Raw genomic sequence first — 18,882 nt, forward strand, 5'->3', positions numbered from 1 at the left:
AAAAAATGGACTTAATTTTAAAACATGTTAGGAATTATCTTGGACCTGTAATTATTTCACTACTTTCTGTGATTGTCATGGTAACTGCATCTTTATGGCAGCCCAAGTTGCTACAGGAAGTGTTGGAAGCAATACTTCAAGAAGATAATGATAAGATGCAGGGCTTAGGTATCTATCTAATCGGATTAGCTATCTTAGGGCTATTAGCAGGAATTGTCAATACGGTTGCTTCTGCTCGCGTAGCACAAGGAGTTAGTGCAGATATTCGGGAAGAGACTTTCCGAAAAATTCAGACCTTTTCTTTTGGAAATATCGAAAAGTTTTCAGCAGGAAATTTGGTCGTGCGCTTAACAAATGATATCACTCAAATTCAAACGTTGATTATGATTTCGCTGCAGTCTCTTTTTCGTATTCCGATTTTATTTATAGGAAGCTTTATTTTAGCGATGATTACTTTACCTAAATTATGGTGGGTCATTGTTCTGCTAATTATTGCAGTTGTTATTATCACTGCTCTTTCCTTCACGCAGATGGGGAAACATTTTATGATTATTCAAAAGCTGATTGATAAAGTCAATGGCTTAGCAAAAGAAAATTTACTAGGGATTCGAGTAGTAAAATCGTTTGTTCAAGAGGACGCAGAATTATCACGATTTAAAACGGTGAGCGATAAACTGACCAAACACAATATTATTGTGGGCACTTTATTTTCTGTGATGATTCCATCCTTTATGCTGGCAGCCAATTTAGCTGTCATAGGGTCAATTTTCTTTGTGAGTACATTAGTGAAGGATGATCCAACGGTGATTGGCGGGATTGCGTCATTCATGAACTATTTGATGCAGATTATGATGGCGATTATTATCGGTGGAATGATGATGATGATGACGTCTCGTGCAGCTGTCTCTTTACAACGGATTAAAGAAATATTGAATACACAGCCAGATATTATTTATCCAAACGTACCTGAAGAAGAATTAGAAGGAAGCCTACAGTTCGACCATGTGTCTTTCCGTTATCCAGGAGATGAAAAGGATACCTTAAAAGATGTCAGTTTCCAGATTCAACCTGGAGAAATGGTTGGGATTGTTGGTGCAACAGGGGCTGGTAAATCGACGCTGGCACAGTTAATTCCACGATTATTTGATCCAACAGAAGGAACAATCAGAATTGGTGGAAAAGATATCAAAACAGTAAATGAACATAGCTTGAGACAAACAGTCTCGTTTGTCCTGCAAAAAGCGATTCTCTTTTCAGGAACGATTTCTCAAAATCTTCGACAAGGAAAAAAAGATGCAACAGAAAAAGATATGAGTCAAGCGACTCAAATTGCGCAGGCAAAAGAGTTTATTGAAAAATTGGCAGACCGTTATGAAGCTCCTGTAGAAGAAAGAAGCAATAATTTTTCTGGCGGACAAAAACAACGTCTATCTATCTCTCGTGGCGTTATTGGTGAACCCAAAATTCTGATTTTAGATGATAGTACAAGTGCACTAGATGCCCGTTCTGAAAAACTTGTTCGAGAAGCTTTAGACCAAGATTTAAAAGAAACAACGACCCTTGTGATTGCGCAAAAGATTTCATCAGTGGTACGTGCGAATCGAATTTTAGTGTTGGATAAAGGTCAGCTGGTAGGTGAAGGAACGCATGAAGAGCTCGTTCGTTCAAATGCGGTCTATCAAGAAATTTATGAAACACAAAAAGGAACGGAGGAAGAATAGATGACGGATTTAGTTAAAGCAAGTAAATTTTTCTACCACTATTTAAAACGATATAAATTCTCCTTCTTCATTATCTTCGTGACTATTGTGATTGCTACCTATCTTCAAGTAAAAGCCCCTCAATTTATTGGTGAGGCGTTTCAGGAGCTTGCCAATTACGTTGGAAACTTGATGAAGGGACAAGATGATAAGAGCAAATTTGTTTCTGTTATTTGGAAGCTTGTTTTATTCTACGTGCTAGCAAGTGCGGCAAACTTTATTTACAGCATTCTCTTCACACAGGTTGTTGGAAAATCAACGAATAGAATGAGAATTGGTTTATTTAATAAGCTGGAAAAATTAACGATTCGCTTTTTTGATTCTCATCAAGACGGAGAAATATTGAGCCGATTTACCAGTGATTTAGATAATATTCAAAATAGTTTAAATCAGGCATTGCTGCAGTTTATGTCGAATGCAGTGCTGCTTGTAGGGATTATCATAATGATGTTCCGTCAAAATGTAACGCTTGCGTGGGCAACCATTGCTTCTACACCAATTGCAATTCTAATTGCAGTCATCGTGATTCAAAAAGCTCGAAAATATGTAGATCTTCAGCAAGATGAAGTTGGGAAATTGAACGGATACATGGATGAAAAAATATCTGGACAACGAATTATTATTACAAATGGACTTCAAGATGAAACGATTGACGGATTTTTAGAACATAATCAAAAAGTTCGTGATGCTACTTATAAGGGACAGGTCTATTCAGGCTTATTATTCCCTATGATGCAAGGCATGTCATTAGTAAATACTGCTATTGTCATTTTCTTTGGTGGCTGGTTAGCGCTGAATGGGGAGTTGGATCGTTCTGTAGCGTTAGGTTTAGTCGTTACGTTCGTTCAGTATTCGCAACAATACTATCAACCATTAATGCAAATCTCTTCAGGATATAGCATGATTCAGCTGGCAATTACCGGTGCAAGACGTTTGAATGAAATGTTTGATGAGCCTGAGGAAGTAAAACCAGAAAATGGTAAACAAATTTCTGGAATTGATACATCTGTTGCCTTAAACCATGTGAATTTTGGCTATGATGAAGAAAAATTAATTTTAAAAGATGTCTCTATTCAGGTAGGTAAAGGTGAAATGGTCGCGCTTGTTGGGCCAACAGGCTCCGGGAAAACAACCATCATGAATCTTCTAAATCGATTCTATGACGTAAATAGTGGTTCAGTCACCTTTGATGGAACAGATATTCGTCAATTAGATTTAGCAAGTCTTAGAGAGCATGTAGGTATTGTTTTACAGGATTCTGTTTTGTTCTCTGGAACGATTCGAGACAACATTGTGTTTGGTCGACCAGAAGCAACAGATGAAGAAGTAATCTATGCGGCAAAACAGGCGAACATTCATGAATTCATTATGGCGCTGGATGAGGGCTATGCAACAGAAATTACGGAAGAGAACAATGTCTTTAGTACGGGTCAAAAGCAGCTAATTAGTATTGCACGTACAATTATTACGAATCCTGCGTTACTAATTTTAGATGAAGCAACCAGTAATGTAGATACTGTGACAGAAGCGAAAATTCAAAAAGCAATGGACGAAGCAATTAAAGGTCGAACAAGCTTTGTGATTGCCCATCGATTAAAAACAATCTTAAACGCAGATCGAATTGTTGTCTTGAGAGATGGGGAAGTTATCGAAGAAGGAAGTCATCATGAACTATTGAAAGAAGATGGCTTCTATGCAGAGCTCTACCACAATCAGTTTGTGTTTGAATAATTAGTAGAGGTCGGGACAGACGTGTTCAGCTTATTTGCGAAGTGCAGATGAGTTCCTTCTCTTCCCAACCTTTATTAAAATTTTAAGAGTGTGGAACATAACTATCTAAGTTATGTTCCACACTCTTTTACTTTAAACCTATTTATTAACGTAAAGGGTAACTCTAAAGTAAAATATCATCTAGTTTACTTAATAGAACCAAAATAAGTAGAAACGATACCTACTTATTTTGACGTTTTTTATTTATGTACACTCCAGAGAAAATAGCTATGATTACACATAATATTAATACTTTTGACATATTCTCACATCCTTTTTCTTTTATTTTAAATTACAACTATTTAAAAAGATATAGGACTTTAGGAGGAATAGGGTATGTATAAGAAAGAGCGATGAGGATTCAAGGAAGTAAGTGTGGAGAAATCATAAAAATGCTAGAAAAGGTAACTATTTCGTACTTATGTAAGCATAAAGTACAAATTATTAGTTGTCTCAGATAGAAGATGGAGGACTTCATCAACTTCTACGTATGGAACATGCTAGAAAAAGCACCTGCTTGGCGCATCCAATCACTTTTTTATGAAAAAATTTGATGTAGAGGTGCACCTACGTAGCGCTGAAAATTACGTAGTTTCACTTTGAGAATGTCTAGTAGAGCTGAACACTTCTATCCTGACCGCGAACTTTTCTACGAACGTGATATCTGTAATAAGGGGTCTGATGAATCAGAAATGATTCTTCAGACCCCTTTATTTTAAGTATTAAAAAGCATATCGTGCTCTAGTATGATTAAATCAAGACAAAATAAAAAACTTCGATTAACAGAGAAAGAGGTAAGGTTTGCTATAATTTCCGTTATTCTTATATAGAAAGGAGTACAGTATCTACTTCTCAGGGCTGAACATTCCTGATTTTTCCTCTTTTATTCACTCTTCTTTTTTCGTTCAATACAAAACAAGATAGGTGGTTGATTTTTTTGATTGATAAACTGATAATTCAATACATTGAATTGTTCTTGTGGGAGTGACTCACAATAGTTTCTAACCATAGAAAGTTCATCCATTCCTCCGTCATGTCCGTAATAAGCCACGATAAGTAGTCGCCCTCTGGGTGTCAGTCGGAGTAAAATCTCATCAAGTGCACGTTTGGTTGTATTGGGTAAAGTGATAATGGATTTATCACTTTTGGGTAGATAGCCTAAATTAAAAATTGCGGCTTTCACAGGGACGTCTAAATTAAGAATTTCTCCAATGGTTTCATGTCCCTGTAAGAAAAGTTTTACCCGTGTATCTAATCCTGATTCTACAAGCTTTTTTCGTGTGGTCAGAAGTGCTTGCTCTTGAATATCGAAGCTATAGACTTTTCCAGTTTTTCCAACGAGTTCTGCTAAAAATAATGTATCAAAACCATTGCCCATTGTCGCATCAATCACCAAATCACCAGGCTGTATAATTTCTTTTAATAAAGTATGACTAAAGTGAAGAGCTGTTTGTAGCATTAGACTCGCTCCTTTTGACGAACATCAAATTTTCCTTGGTAAGAGTCTCGTCTAATCAACTCTGCATCTATTGCATTTAGTACTTCCCATTTCTTCAAACTCCACATAGGGCCTACCAGAGAATCCCAAGGAGCGTCCCCTGTAAGACGATGAATAATGATTTCTTTAGGAATCATTTCAAGCTGATCACAAATAACAGAGACATAGTCTTCACGAGACATGAGCTGAAGGCGACCTTCCTGATAATCCCGAAGCATTCGAGTATTTGTCATTAAATGGAGTAAGTGTAGTTTGATTCCTTGAATGTCTGAATCAAGAATGGTGCGCTTCACATTTTCTCGCATCATTTCAATGCTTTCCCCAGGTAACCCATTGATTAAGTGGGTACAGACACGAATATTATGTTTGCGTAATTTATTGACACCTTCTATATAGGTTTGATAATCATGGGCACGATTGATTAAGTGACTTGTTTCTTCATAGGTAGATTGCAGTCCGAGTTCTACCCATAAATAATAGCGTTGATTCAGCTCAGCTAGGTAATCCACTACTTCATCGGGTAAACAGTCTGGGCGAGTACCTATAGAAATACCTACTACTCCGGGTAAATTAACTACTTGTTCAAAACGAGCACGAATCACATCGACAGGGGCATGGGTATTTGTAAAATTTTGAAAATAGACAATATATTGTTTTACATTTGGCCATTTTTTATGCATCTCATCAATTTCTTTTTGAAATTGAATAGGTAAAGGTTCTTCTGGTGCAACAATCATATCACCAGATCCTGAAACACTGCAAAATGTACAGCCACCATGTGCAACGGTACCATCTCTATTGGGGCAGTCAAATCCACCATCTACAGGCACCTTAAATAGCTTTCCGCCAAACGTTTCACGTAAGGCATAATTCCATGAGTGGTAGCGCTTGTTTCCATCTTCTGAATAAGGAAAAGTTGTCATCGGTCATCCTTCTTTCTTGCTAAAAAATTACTTTTGTTTGCTTTTAAATCGCCAGATAAATCGTTTTTCCTCATAAATTGGATAAGTAAGAAGAAGCCAGGAAAGTCCCAGACAAAAGCCACCCACTACATCACTTGGAAAATGAACACCGACATAGATTCTGCTAGCGCCTATAGAGAGAATAAGCAGACCTAAAAGAAGCTGAATCACAATTCTCATACTTGTTTTTTGAATGAAGAGAGGTAATAGAAAAATTACCGTACCAAAGAGCAGCATACTTCCTGTAGAATGCCCGCTAGGGAAGCTATAGCTGGATTCACTAACCAGATGAGTTAATGTTGGACGCTGACGCATAAAGACTAACTTAATCAATGGATTGAATAGTCCGCCGATGACCACAACGTTTAGTGTCATCCAAATGGCTTCTGCATAGCGTTTGCCAACGAGTAAAACAAGTAAGAATGTAATGGTTAAAATTGCCATTGTACTTGGATTTCCAAATTTTGTTACCCAGAGATAAAATGAATGCCAGTTAGGATAAGGTAAACGAATAAAAGAAGTTACTACTTGATCAAAGCCAGATAGCCATGTCGGATAAAACCGTACCACGTAACCTAGAAAGACAAAAATGAGTAGAAAACTACTGCCAGCAAATTGATAATAAAGTTTATTTTTCATTGAACGCTCCTTTTTGTACAGTGCACTTATTATAGCACCACTTTTCATTTGAAAAAAGGACTGTGGTAAAGGAAAAAATGAAATAAAGAAATAGTGAATGAAAATAGAATAAATGATAGTTGGAAAATAGAAAAACAGGACTATGTGCATAAAATAACTTAAACATAAATATTGTAATTATTTTTTAGACATCTAAAGGTAATCTCATCGTAATATAATCGAAGAAATTAAAAAAAACATGTGAATAAAACAACAAGGGTTATTACCTAAATAACAAGAATCATTCGTTAATTATAATAATTGTTATTTTATAGTTTACAAGTAGATTACAAATGCTTGATTATACCTTAAACTTCTTTTAATAAAGGTTAAGAAAAGTTATACTTAGGTTATCTATTAAATCTGATCTGAAAGAAATTTGGAGGGTAAAAAATGAAAGAGTCATACATTCCTAGAAAAGAAAGACGTAAAGCAGAAGCACAGCGTCTAGCTTTCAAGCAAATGAAAAAAGGCGCAACCGTTATGGGAACAGCCATGATGACTTGTACCATTGGCGCTCCTTTGCTCACACCTATACAAGCGCATGCACTTGAAGCCAATCAAGTAGCTGCTCGTGCAAATACATCTGCTTTTATTGCACAAATTGCCACGTACGCTCAGCCAGTTGCCAACGCAAATGATTTATATGCCTCTGTGATGATTGCTCAAGCAATTGTAGAAAGCGGTTGGGGAGCAAGTACGCTATCTATGGCACCAAACTATAATTTATTTGGTATAAAGGGTAGTTACCAAGGCCAAACAGTTTATATGGATACGTTAGAGTACTTAAATGGAAAATGGGTGACAAAAAAAGAACCATTTCGTAAATATCCTTCTTATGCAGAATCATTTGCGGATAATGCCTATGTATTAAGAAATGTTTCTTTGCAAGCAGGGGTCTATTACTATTCTGGTGCTTGGAAGAGCAATACTTCTTCCTATCGAGATGCAACAGCATGGTTAACGGGACGTTATGCCACAGATCCTTCATATGCAGGTAAACTGAATCAAATTATTGCCACTTACGGCTTAACAAAATATGATACGCCAGCATCTGGTAATGCAGGTGGTGGAGCTACTACAGGTGGCGGATCAAATGCTGGTAATACAGGAAATACAAACACAGGGAATTCGAATAGCGGGAACACTGGATCAACTTCTGGGGCACAATATTATACAGTAAAATCTGGGGACTCCATTTGGGCGATCTCTAACAAATATGGAATCACGATGGCTCAATTAAGAAGCTGGAATAATATCAAAAATGATTTGATCTATCCTGGACAAAAATTAGTGGTCAGCAATGGTAGTTCAGCAGGTTCCAATACAGGCTCTGGTGGAAGCTCATCAGGAAACTCAAACAGCTCCTCTAGTAATACTGGGAACAATGCATCAAATGCGAGTCAATATTATACAGTAAAATCTGGGGACTCGGTATGGGCAATTTCCAACAAATATGGAATCACCATGGACCAGCTGAGAAGCTGGAATGGCATCAAAAATGATTTCATCTATCCTGGGCAAAAATTAGTCGTTAAAAAAGGCACCTCAACAGGGACTAACAATTCATCAGGAAATACTAATACAGGGTCTTCAAGTAGTAATAATGCCTCTAGTCAAACATATACAGTGAAATCTGGGGACTCCATTTGGGCAATTTCCAACAAATATGGAATCAGTATGGATCAGTTGAGAAGCTGGAATGGCATCAAAAATGATTTCATTTATCCTGGGCAAAAATTAGTCGTTAAAAAAGGCACCTCAACAGGGACTAATAACAGCTCATCGGGGAATGCTAATACAGGGTCTTCAAGCAGTAATAATGCCTCTAGTCAGACATATACAGTGAAATCGGGCGACTCCATTTGGGCAATTTCCAATAAGTATGGAATTAGTATGAGTCAGCTAAGAAGCTGGAACGGCATCAAAAATGACTTCATCTATCCTGGGCAAAAACTTGTGGTAAAAGGTGGATCAAGCGCATCAAATACCAATAGTTCAAACAGTTCATCTACGTCAAGTGGAAATACTGGGAACAGCTCATCAAATGCAAGCCAAACATATACAGTGAAATCCGGCGATTCTGTGTGGGCAATTTCCAACAAATATGGAATCAGTATGGATCAGTTGAGAAGTTGGAATGGCATCAAAAATGATTTCATTTACCCTGGACAAAAACTTGTGGTAAAAGGTGGGTCAAGCGCATCAAATACTAATAATTCAAATAGTTCATCCAATTCGGCTGCCAATTCAAGCAATACAGGAAATACCGCAACAGGGACAAGCCAAACATATACAGTGAAATCTGGTGATTCTGTGTGGGGAATTTCCAACAAACATGGAATTAGTATGAGTGACTTTAGAAACTGGAACAATATTAAGAATGACTTTATCTACCCAGGGCAAAAAGTAATTGTCTCTAAGAATGGTGCAGGTACGGCAAATACTTCATCTAATACCACAACGGCAGAAAATACGTCTACGTATCAAGTGAAGAGTGGAGATACTTTGTGGACAGTTGCCAACAAGCATGGATTAACGGTAGATAAATTGAAAAGTTTGAACAAGTTAAGTTCTGACATGATTTATGTCGGTCAAAAACTAAAATTAAAATAAGAATTGAATTCAATGGGTAAATTTGGTAGTATGAAGCTATTAAATAGAAAACACATAAAAAGGAATTAGTAAAAAGTTTGAAATTTTAGAGAGCACATGGCTGGTGGAAATGTGTATGGATGCTTTTGAACTCGCCTTTCTCGTTTAGTTGCTGAAGTCATAGTAAGCAAGTACGGTGACGACCGTTAACACGTTTGAGGCCTTTTGAAAAAAAGGTAAATGTAGGTGGTACCACGTAGATTACGTCCTATAAGAAGAGCATGCTCTTTTTATAGGACTTTTTTTAGTATAAAGGAGGAGAACCATGAGTTATAATCACAAAGACATAGAAAAAAAATGGCAAAAATATTGGGCTAAAACCAATGCATTTAACACCCATGATGACCCAAAAAAACCAAAATTTTACGCACTAGATATGTTTCCCTACCCTTCAGGTCAAGGCCTTCATGTTGGACATCCAGAAGGCTATACGGCAACAGATATTTTGTCACGAATTAAACGAAGCCAAGGCTTTAATGTACTTCATCCGATGGGGTGGGATGCATTTGGGCTACCTGCTGAGCAATATGCACTGGATACAGGAAATGATCCAGCAGAGTTTACGAAAAAAAATATTGAAACATTCCGTCGTCAGATTAATGCACTGGGATTTAGCTATGATTGGAATCGTGAAATAAATACGACAGATCCAGAGTACTATAAATGGACACAATGGATTTTCACTAAATTGTATGAAAAAGGGTTAGCTTACGAAGCAGAAGTAGCTGTAAACTGGGTTCCTGAGCTGGGAACAGTTATTTCAAATGAAGAAGTGATTGATGGCAAGAGTGAACGCGGCGGTTATGATGTTGTTAGAAAGCCAATGCGCCAATGGATGCTAAAAATTACTGCTTACGCAGATCGTCTACTAGATGATTTAGATACGGTAGATTGGCCTGAAAGTATTAAAGAGATGCAACGAAACTGGATTGGTCGTTCAGTTGGAGCAAGTGTTACGTTCAAAGTTGCAGGAACAGACGAATCCTTCAATGTATTTACTACACGTCCAGATACCTTATTTGGTGCAACATATACCGTGCTAGCACCTGAGCTGGAATTAGTGCAAAAAATTACGACTCCAGAACAAAAAGAAGCGGTTGAAGCTTATATTGAAGCGGCAGCCAAAAAATCAGATTTAAGTAGAACAGACTTAGCGAAAGAAAAAACAGGTGTCTTCACAGGTGCCTATGCGGTTAACCCGGCAAATGGTAAAGAAGTGCCTATTTGGATTGCAGATTACGTGCTTGCTTCATACGGGACAGGTGCAATTATGGCCGTTCCAGCTCATGATGAACGAGACTTTGAATTTGCTAAAACCTTTGACATCGAAATTTTACCAGTTGTTGCTGGTGGAGAAGTAGCAACAGAAGCCTATACGGGTGATGGTCCACATATTCACTCAGAATTTTTAGATGGCTTGAATAAAGAAGATGCTATTGAAAAAATGAATACATGGCTTGAAGAACAAGGTGTCGGTAAGAAAGAGGTTAGCTATCGTTTACGTGACTGGTTATTCTCTCGCCAAAGATACTGGGGAGAGCCTATCCCGGTTATTCATTGGGAAGATGGAACAACTACAACACTTTCAGAATCAGAGTTACCATTGACACTGCCAAAAACTGACAATATTCAACCTAGCGGTACAGGAGAATCTCCTTTAGCTAATATTACTGAGTGGGTAAATGTTGTTGATCCTGAAACAGGAATGAAGGGGCGTCGCGAAACAAATACAATGCCTCAGTGGGCAGGTAGCTCTTGGTACTACTTGCGATTTATTGATCCGCATAATAAAAAAGAATTAGCGAATTATGAAAAGCTTGAACGTTGGATGCCTGTAGATATCTATATCGGTGGTGCTGAACATGCAGTACTCCACTTACTTTATGCTCGATTCTGGCATAAATTCTTGTATGACATCGGTGTGGTTCCAACAAAAGAACCTTTCCAAAAACTCTATAATCAAGGCATGATCTTAGGTCAAAGTTTCCGTGATAGCCGTGGTGCGTTAGTTCCAACGAATATGGTTGAAAAGCGTGGCGCAGCATGGGTAAACATTGAAACAGGAGAAGAGCTTGAAGAAGCACCAGCAAAAATGAGTAAATCTTTGAAGAATGTGGTAAATCCTGACGATGTGATTGATAAATATGGCGCAGATACCCTTCGTATGTATGAAATGTTTATGGGACCATTAGATGCCTCTATTGCTTGGAGTGAAAATGGGCTTGAAGGAAGTCGTAAATTCTTAGATCGAGTATGGCGTTTACTGGTAGATGAAAACAATAAGATGCGCGATCGGATTACGACGGTTAATGATGGAAAACTAACAAAAGTTTATAATCAAACCGTGAAAAAAGTAACGGAAGACTTTAACAATTTACACTTTAATACAGGGATTTCACAATTGATGGTCTTCGTAAATGAAGCTTATAAAGTGGATGTACTTCCTTATGAGTATATGGAAGGTTTTGTTCAGTTACTTGCACCTATCGCTCCTCATATTGGAGAAGAACTATGGGCAATCTTAGGAAACGAGGGGGGCATTTCATATGTTCCTTGGCCAACGTATGATGAAGCAGAGTTAGTTGAAGATGAAATCGAAGTTGTCTTCCAAATTAATGGGAAAGTTCGTGCTAAAGTCAATGTCGCACGCGACTTGGCAAAAAAAGAACTCGAAAAAATTGCTCTATCAGATGAAATAATTCAAGCGAATATCGAAGGAAAGACCATTCGAAAAGTGATTGTTGTGCCTAACAAATTGGTAAATATTGTGGCGAATTAGATAGACAATTTAGAAAAATGAATAGAAAGAGGTTGAGACGGGAGTATTTAGCTCAGACAACCGAGAAAGTGCATCGAAACACTCGTTTTACATAGAGAGTATTTCGATGCACTTTTAGCTTATTTTCAAAGCTTCTCAACTTAAACATGTTCCATACCTAGAAGGTGATGAGCTCGAATTGACATGGATATCTTCAATTTTAAAGCAATCCGTAGCATTTGATGCAAGCAAACCGACGTAGAGGTGAGTTTTCTCCAAGGTCGAGACAGAAGCAATGCCTTTGGAAACAGCTATAGAAATGGACCTGTTTGGTTCTCATAGCTGGACACTTTTGTTTTAATTTCTTTATTGTAGAAAAGAAAGCAACTAACTGTTTCAAGCGTTTATTAGAAACTGAATTGAAGAGGGCGCTAGGTTATTCCTCAATCAGTCGTTTTACAATGTAATAATCCCCTTCATAGGGTTCATCAACTCCAAGAACTTTTTGATACAAATCGACGCCTTTTCCTGCAATGACAACAGTATCTTTTGCTGTACAGAGTGACAGAGCTAACTCAATTGCCTGCGTTCGATTCATTTCAAAGCGGACATCGACGGTTTTATTTGTGATGGCTGCTGCGATTTCGTCTGCAATCTTTTGTGGGGACTCATTTGCTGGATCATCGGCAGTTAAGATAGCAATATCGGCAAGTTCTGAAAGAACCTTCCCAAAATCTTTGCGCCGTGAAATGGCTTTATTCCCTGGACTGCCGATAATAACGATTAATTTTCCAAGTGGATTTTCTTTTCTTGCAAATTGCAGTAAGTTTTTTAAACTCAAGTAGTTATGAGCATAGTCAACAAAAACAGAAGCGCCATTTTTGTGAATTAATTGATCCATTCGGCCAGGAACGCGAGCCTTTGAAAGACCCGTTTGACCATCTGAAACAGAAGCGCCAGCAAGAAAGGCTGCCAATAAGGCACTCGCTGCATTTTCTTGATTGAAGTCGCCAGCTAATAAAATCCGGTAATCTCCCTCAATTGAAAGCTGACTATTTTTTTGACTTACGTTAAGGTGAAAGGAAAGTGAGTCCTTTGAATCAGTCACTACTTGAAAATCTGCTTGTTCACTGCGACCGTAAGTGAAAACTGGAACCTGAGCTTCTGCAATGGATTCTGCTAAGAGATCATAGTAGTCAGTTTCACGATGGATGATTACTTTTTTTGAATGAAGTAAAAGCTGACGTTTACAGTAGAAATAGTCATCAAATGTCGGATGCTCAATCGGACTGATATGATCTGGTGAAATATTTAAAAACAAGCCAATATCAAAGGTGAGTCCGTAAACTCGTTGTGTTTTATAAGCCTGTGAAGACACCTCCATCACAAGATGACTCATCTGATTATCCACTGCTTGACGCATCATTCTATACAAATCCAAAGATTCAGGGGTAGTGAGATGTGATTTAAAGTATGTTACGCCATCCAAGGTTGTATTCATTGTAGAGAGTAAGGCTGTTTTATTATTTGTTGTTTCATCTAAAATTGCCTTTGTAAAATAGGCAGCAGTTGTTTTTCCTTTTGTCCCTGTAAAACCAATTAGAGTTAACTCGTTTTGTGGGTAATCATAGAATGCCATGCTGAGAATCGCCATTGCTTTTCGAATATCCGTTACAATAATGCCACACGTTGCATCAACCTCATAGGGCTGCTCTGATACATAGCAAGCCAGTCCAGATTGAATTGCAGAGACTAGGTATTCTTCTTTAAAGTTTAGTCCTTTGCAAAAGAATAGTGTGTGCGCATCTACTTGACGGGAATCATAAGAAAGTGCTGAAAATGAGTACGTAGAAAGTGCATCTAATTGAAGATGCCAGCCGTCAGGGGTAATAAATTCTTTTAATAAATGATGTTCGAGCAAAAGGGCCCGGATGTGATTTAGGGAAAACGTCATAAGACATACCTCACTTTGATTGAAATTTTTAATTATTTTTTTGAAAGTATAAGCCTACATTTTTTAATAAAATGTCCAGTCAAACCTTATTTATTATACCATAGGTGCTTTTTTATTTTTTAGGAGTTGAAGGGAATAAAAAAAATTTTGCGAAAATTATCTAAAGAATTTTATTTCTACTATAATATTTTGCAAAAGAGATTGCTAGTTTGATGAATTACAATTAAAATGGAAGAGTATGTTTTGAAGAAAGTTGGGAATCATTCAGATGGATAATCAAACACAACCAGTGTCAAAAGAATTGACCAATCAAGAGAAAATGGCTCGTGGTTCAGCATGGATGACAGCTAGTAATATCATCTCTAGACTGTTAGGTGCTGTATATATCATTCCGTGGTATGCATGGATGGGCGAATATGGGAAAACTGCCAATGGCTTGATGAACATGGGCTACAATGTGTATGCTCTGTTTCTTCTAGTATCTACCGCAGGAATTCCAGCCGCAATTGCCAAACAAGTTGCGCATTATAATTCATTAAATGAATATCAAACCAGTCGTCAATTATTTATTCGTGCATTACAAATGATGGCTATATTAGGTGTTGTTTTTGCAGGACTCATGTACATAGGTTCTCCATGGCTAGCGAATGCTTCTGGTGGAGGAAAGGACTTGATTCCGACGATGCAGGCGCTGAGTATAGCTGTACTCGTGTTCCCTTGTATGAGTGTCATTCGCGGGTATTTCCAAGGAAATCAAGAGATGATGCCATTTGCTCTATCACAAATTGTTGAGCAGGTTGCTCGAGTATTTTACATGCTTCTTACCGTTTTCATTATTATGAAACTTGGCAAAGGAGATTACGTTGCGGCAGTCACGCAATCGACATTAGCAGCCTTTGTAGGAATGCTTGCAGGTTTTGCAGTACTGTTGTATTTTTTACAAAAACAAAAAGTAAAAATGGATGTATTTGTTGAACGAAGCTCAAAAGAATTAAATGTTGCAACTAAGGATTTATTAATTGAAACGGTAAAAGAAGCAATTCCATTTATCATTGTGGGATCAGGTGTGACAATCTTTAAATTAGTGGATCAGATGACCTTCGTAAAGGCTATGGAGAATGCTACCTCATATTCTCATGAACACTTAATCGAATTGTTCTCTATCTTCAGTGCCAATCCAGATAAACTGACAATGGTTGTTATTGCGTTAGCAACATCAATTGCTATGGCGGGGCTACCGTTAATTACAGAAGCTGCAACGATTAAAGATCATATTGGTCTAGCAAAGCTGACAAATAACAACATCCAACTTTTTGCATTTGTTATGTTCCCTGCTACATTTGGAATGATGTTATTGGCTTACCCTCTAAATACCCTGTTTTACTCACCAGATTCATTAGGAACAAAGCTGTTAATTCAAGCGTGTATTGCGGGTTTATTATTAGGTTTGTACATGTTAGCATCGAACATGCTGCAAGGAATGTATCAGAATACAGCAGCAATTACCTATCTCGCGATTGGATTTGTCGTCAAATTAATTTTACAATATCCAATGATTCGTTTATTAGAAGTTTATGGACCATTGACAGCGACAATGATTGGTTTTGGTGTTTCCTGCTTCCTCATCGTGAGAAAGATTCATCAGGTGACACGTTTTAATATCAGCTTAACTGCACGTAGAACTTTGCTTATTTTTATTATGACTATGTTGATGGTGATTGCAGCAGGAATTGCTCGGTTCATTTTTGGACTAGTACTGAATACGGATAGTAAGTTCCAGTCATTCATTCTAATTATATTAGTTGCAGCAGTGGGTGGTGCTACGTATGGCTACCTAGCATTGAAGTCACGTTTAGCTGATAAACTTCTGGGAAATCGAGTAGGCGACTTACGTCGTAAATTAAAAATAAAATAATCAGTGAGTGGAGATTCTGACAATGTCGGCTCCACTCTTTTTTAGGAGGAAAAAGATGCGTTTAGATAAATATTTAGCAGATGTAGGATTAGGAAGTCGAAAAGAGGTAAAAGTTTTTATAAAAAAAGGGAATGTTCAGGTAAACGGAGAGGTCGTAAAAAGTGATAAATTCCAAGTGAAAGAAAAAGTGGATATTATTACATTTGAAGGGGAAAAACTTACCTACCAAAAATATTTTTATTACCTACTAAATAAACCACAGGGGGTTATTTCTGCAACGCAAGATAATTATGATGAAACTGTTTTGGATTTGTTTTCTGATGAAGCCTATCGAGAGGATTTATTTCCTGTTGGTCGTTTAGATAAGGACACAGAAGGATTTCTCTTAATTACAAATGACGGGGTATTATCTCACCAATTACTCTCACCAAAAAAGCATGTGGAGAAAGAATACTATGCGTGCGTTTCAGGAATTATGACCCAAGAGGACGTAGAATTATTTGAAAAAGGACTTATTATTAGCGGGGAAGAGCAAACATTACCCGCGCAATTAACCATTGTATCTGTTGATAAAGAAAAACAAACCTCAGAAATCCAACTGATACTTCATGAAGGGAAATTTCATCAAGTGAAGCGAATGGTGGCAGCTGTTGGGAAAGAAGTTACCTATTTGAAACGGGTAAGAATGGGGAATTTACCCCTTCCAAAAGATATTGAACTAGGACACTATAGACAGCTTTCAGAAGAGGAGCTGGAAAAGTTGAAGGGAAATGGCTGAGAAAAAAATTATCTCATAAATCACAACTAATAATAAAATGTAAGAGTGTTAGGATCGTATCGAAGGCGTTAGCTCCGAGAATTAAGTACGTACTGTACATCATAGGAAGTAAAGCCTCGAGATTTTACAGCACCAAGTAGATACCTCTCTATATCTAATTCTTTGTTTGGTTATCCTCACTTTAGATTACGTTTTATCTATAGGTAATTTCTACTATCTTATTAGTGAGTAAAAAAGATGCTTTAATAGAGTTAAGTGTATGTTTATGTTTTTCTTTGTGAATGAGCTATTATGAAGAGGTAATCATAGGTTAAATGATAGTAGAAGGAGAAAAATAATATGTTTGGATTAGAATATAGAACGTTATTATTAAAAGATATTATTGAAATATTAGATATTTCAGAAGAAGCTCTTTCTGTAGAAGAAATTCGTAAACGTTTAGGTTACAGCAATTCTGTTACAATTTTAAAATCTCTAAAAGAACTTATAGAATTTATAAATCAAATTGACGGACAAGATAAATTTTCAGTAGAATTAATGAATCCTAAACGTGGGTATTTCAAGTTAAAACGATTTTCAACGAATTTACAAAGTTTATTTGAGTTAGTATTTTCTCAAGATATCGCTTATGACATTTTGTTGGAGTTGATTGAGAAGCGAGTAGTTTATAAAGTAAACTTTTGTCTAACACATAATATTAGTGCAGCCACCCTTTATAGAAAAATCCAACAAATCAATCAGGAAGTAGCAGCTTATAATATTCAAATTAGTTATGGCAATGAAATTAAATTTAAGGCAGAGGAATTGAATATTAGAATATTCTCCTACGTGTTTATCTGGAGCACTAGTCGTCAGTTTCCCAATATTTTTGGAAGCAATACAAAGCCAAATATGAATTTTTTTGCTGAAGAAGTATTAAAATATCTAAATATTCCTTATAGCTCGTTACAAATTGAATTACTGTCTATATGGATATTTATTTATTCAAATGCCATTTCGAGAAAAAAGGAACTAAGTTTAACTGAAGAACAATTCGACATCATCCAAGCTTTTACTCTTCCGAAAAAACCAGAATTTTTTTCTCAGTGGAGTAATCTGGATTGGAATATGTTACTTGTTACCATGTATAACTCTGATTTATATGATATTTATTTGCCATTATCTATAAATATTGAGTCTAATACCTTAAAAAAAATGATGAAATCACAAAAACTCTTTTTAATGATTCTTGAAAGCTATTTTAGTGTATTAAATAATTATGATAAAGAAAAATTATCTGAGAATTGGGCTAAATACTATCTCGCGTATTATTTTACAAACTATGATTCAGAACCAAGCAAAAATACCACTCATATTTTAAATATGGAAACCTTCCAATCAGCCTATCCTAATTATTGGAAAAGATTTGAAAATTTCTGGTTAGAGTTTATTCAGCAAGTTGACGATCCTCACCATTATGATGCAATGAAAGTTCCTTGTTTATTAATGATTATTAGATTTTATCCAATAGAGAAGTTTGGTTTTCCGCCATCTGAAATATCTCTATTTTTGTCAACTGATACCTCTTTGTCATTTAGTGAATTTTTGAAGCAAGCAATTTATTTAAGATTTAGAGATCAATATATGATTCAGTTTGTTTCGGAGGTATCAGATGCCGAGATTATCGTTGCAACAAATCCATTTGATAAGAATCAGATTCGAGTGGATCAAGAATTTCTTGTTGTGAGCTCACAGATGAGAGAAGTAGATTTTAATTCATTGAAAGAATTATTTGAAAAATTACAAATGTGATTAAAAATTTATTTAGAAATATTCATATTAAACACTTAGTGAATTTATTCTTGCACATAGTTCTATTTATTAATGCTGTGAACTAAGATATTTAATGAGTAAAGAAAATAGCACTGCTTCAATTTCAAGCGTATCTACTTGAAATTGAAGCAGTGTTTTCTTTTTCAAGTATAGAAATTAAAGAATTGCTACTTAGAGATTTTTCAAATTTTATTCCTGCACATCAATATTTATTTTTTTTACAAAAAAATATGGAAAGAATTAATGTCTAATTTATATAAGATAGATATTAAGATAAGCAAATAATCAGAAGTTTCTGAAGAGAACATTTATAAATTAATTTCTTTAAAGCAAGCATGAATT

11 protein-coding genes and 1 other annotated feature are annotated in these 18,882 nt (G+C 36.5%); of the genes, 7 read left to right on the forward strand and 4 right to left on the reverse strand.

Annotated elements, in window-relative coordinates; all coding sequences use genetic code 11:
• Positions 1–5: 5 nt before the first annotated feature.
• Entirely contained in the window at positions 6–1,721 is a 1,716-nt protein-coding gene (locus I589_RS17345) for an ABC transporter ATP-binding protein (RefSeq protein WP_010766756.1), read from the forward strand.
• Entirely contained in the window at positions 1,722–3,491 is a 1,770-nt protein-coding gene (locus I589_RS17350; RefSeq protein WP_010766757.1) for an ABC transporter ATP-binding protein, read from the forward strand.
• Between the two features lie 922 nt (positions 3,492–4,413).
• Here the strand turns inward: I589_RS17350 and mnmM are convergent.
• Genes mnmM through I589_RS17365 form a run of 3 tightly spaced genes read right to left on the reverse strand, consistent with a single transcriptional unit; the run spans position 4,414 to position 6,629 of the window.
• Positions 4,414–4,989: a tRNA 5-(aminomethyl)-2-thiouridylate-methyltransferase MnmM gene (mnmM, locus tag I589_RS17355; RefSeq protein WP_010766758.1), complete on the reverse strand. Its 576-nt coding sequence runs from the start codon at positions 4,987–4,989 to the stop codon at positions 4,414–4,416.
• Positions 4,989–5,951 (reverse strand): tRNA modification radical SAM protein MnmL/YtqA, encoded by a 963-nt coding sequence (mnmL, locus tag I589_RS17360; RefSeq protein ID WP_010766759.1) that lies wholly within the window; start codon positions 5,949–5,951, stop codon positions 4,989–4,991. Before mnmL ends, mnmM begins: the two co-directional genes overlap by 1 nt.
• Before the next feature lie 27 nt (positions 5,952–5,978).
• On the reverse strand, positions 5,979–6,629 hold the full coding sequence (locus tag I589_RS17365) for a phosphatase PAP2 family protein (protein WP_010766760.1): 651 nt from the start codon (positions 6,627–6,629) through the stop codon (positions 5,979–5,981).
• Between the two features lie 432 nt (positions 6,630–7,061).
• Between I589_RS17365 and I589_RS17370 the strand changes: the two genes are divergently transcribed.
• Both I589_RS17370 and leuS read left to right on the forward strand, forming a co-directional pair.
• Positions 7,062–9,284: a LysM peptidoglycan-binding domain-containing protein gene (locus I589_RS17370; protein WP_010766761.1), complete on the forward strand. Its 2,223-nt coding sequence runs from the start codon at positions 7,062–7,064 to the stop codon at positions 9,282–9,284.
• Positions 9,285–9,328: 44 nt separating this feature from the next.
• Positions 9,329–9,537: a binding site (T-box leader), on the forward strand.
• 51 nt (positions 9,538–9,588) lie between these two features.
• Positions 9,589–12,102, forward strand: coding sequence for a leucine--tRNA ligase (gene leuS, locus I589_RS17375; protein WP_010766762.1), 2,514 nt, complete (start codon positions 9,589–9,591; stop codon positions 12,100–12,102).
• Positions 12,103–12,517: 415 nt separating this feature from the next.
• Here the strand turns inward: leuS and I589_RS17380 are convergent, their stop codons facing one another.
• Complete coding sequence (locus tag I589_RS17380; protein ID WP_010766763.1) at positions 12,518–14,035, reverse strand: UDP-N-acetylmuramoyl-L-alanyl-D-glutamate--L-lysine ligase; 1,518 nt, start codon at positions 14,033–14,035, stop codon at positions 12,518–12,520.
• 268 nt (positions 14,036–14,303) lie between these two features.
• Between I589_RS17380 and I589_RS17385 the strand changes: the two genes are divergently transcribed.
• The 3 genes from I589_RS17385 (at position 14,304) to I589_RS17395 (ending at position 18,519) form a co-directional block, all read left to right on the forward strand.
• The gene (locus I589_RS17385; protein WP_010766764.1) at positions 14,304–15,950 is read left to right on the forward strand and encodes a putative polysaccharide biosynthesis protein; all 1,647 of its coding nucleotides are present in this window, start codon (positions 14,304–14,306) and stop codon (positions 15,948–15,950) included.
• 55 nt (positions 15,951–16,005) lie between these two features.
• Positions 16,006–16,728 carry a pseudouridine synthase gene (locus I589_RS17390; RefSeq protein WP_010766765.1) on the forward strand — a complete coding sequence of 241 codons (723 nt, stop codon included), beginning with the start codon at positions 16,006–16,008 and terminating at the stop codon, positions 16,726–16,728.
• Positions 16,729–17,067: 339 nt separating this feature from the next.
• Positions 17,068–18,519, forward strand: a complete 1,452-nt coding sequence (locus tag I589_RS17395) for a helix-turn-helix domain-containing protein (RefSeq protein WP_010766766.1) — start codon at positions 17,068–17,070, stop codon at positions 18,517–18,519.
• Positions 18,520–18,882: the final 363 nt, after the last annotated feature.

Origin of the sequence: Enterococcus phoeniculicola ATCC BAA-412 (assembly GCF_000407505.1) — a bacterium.
Classification (GTDB): Bacteria; Bacillota; Bacilli; order Lactobacillales; family Enterococcaceae; genus Enterococcus_K; species Enterococcus_K phoeniculicola.

What these genes read in the sequence shown, in the direction of transcription:
- I589_RS17395 (WP_010766766.1), top strand. Translation starts at nt 17,068, where the DNA reads ATGTTTGGATTAGAATATAGAACGTTATTATTAAAAGATATTATTGAA.
- I589_RS17385 (WP_010766764.1), top strand. Translation starts at nt 14,304, where the DNA reads ATGGATAATCAAACACAACCAGTGTCAAAAGAATTGACCAATCAAGAG.
- mnmL (WP_010766759.1), bottom strand. Translation starts at nt 5,951, where the DNA reads ATGACAACTTTTCCTTATTCAGAAGATGGAAACAAGCGCTACCACTCA.
- I589_RS17380 (WP_010766763.1), bottom strand. Translation starts at nt 14,035, where the DNA reads ATGACGTTTTCCCTAAATCACATCCGGGCCCTTTTGCTCGAACATCAT.
- I589_RS17390 (WP_010766765.1), top strand. Translation starts at nt 16,006, where the DNA reads ATGCGTTTAGATAAATATTTAGCAGATGTAGGATTAGGAAGTCGAAAA.
- mnmM (WP_010766758.1), bottom strand. Translation starts at nt 4,989, where the DNA reads ATGCTACAAACAGCTCTTCACTTTAGTCATACTTTATTAAAAGAAATT.
- I589_RS17345 (WP_010766756.1), top strand. Translation starts at nt 6, where the DNA reads ATGGACTTAATTTTAAAACATGTTAGGAATTATCTTGGACCTGTAATT.
- leuS (WP_010766762.1), top strand. Translation starts at nt 9,589, where the DNA reads ATGAGTTATAATCACAAAGACATAGAAAAAAAATGGCAAAAATATTGG.
- I589_RS17365 (WP_010766760.1), bottom strand. Translation starts at nt 6,629, where the DNA reads ATGAAAAATAAACTTTATTATCAATTTGCTGGCAGTAGTTTTCTACTC.
- I589_RS17350 (WP_010766757.1), top strand. Translation starts at nt 1,722, where the DNA reads ATGACGGATTTAGTTAAAGCAAGTAAATTTTTCTACCACTATTTAAAA.
- I589_RS17370 (WP_010766761.1), top strand. Translation starts at nt 7,062, where the DNA reads ATGAAAGAGTCATACATTCCTAGAAAAGAAAGACGTAAAGCAGAAGCA.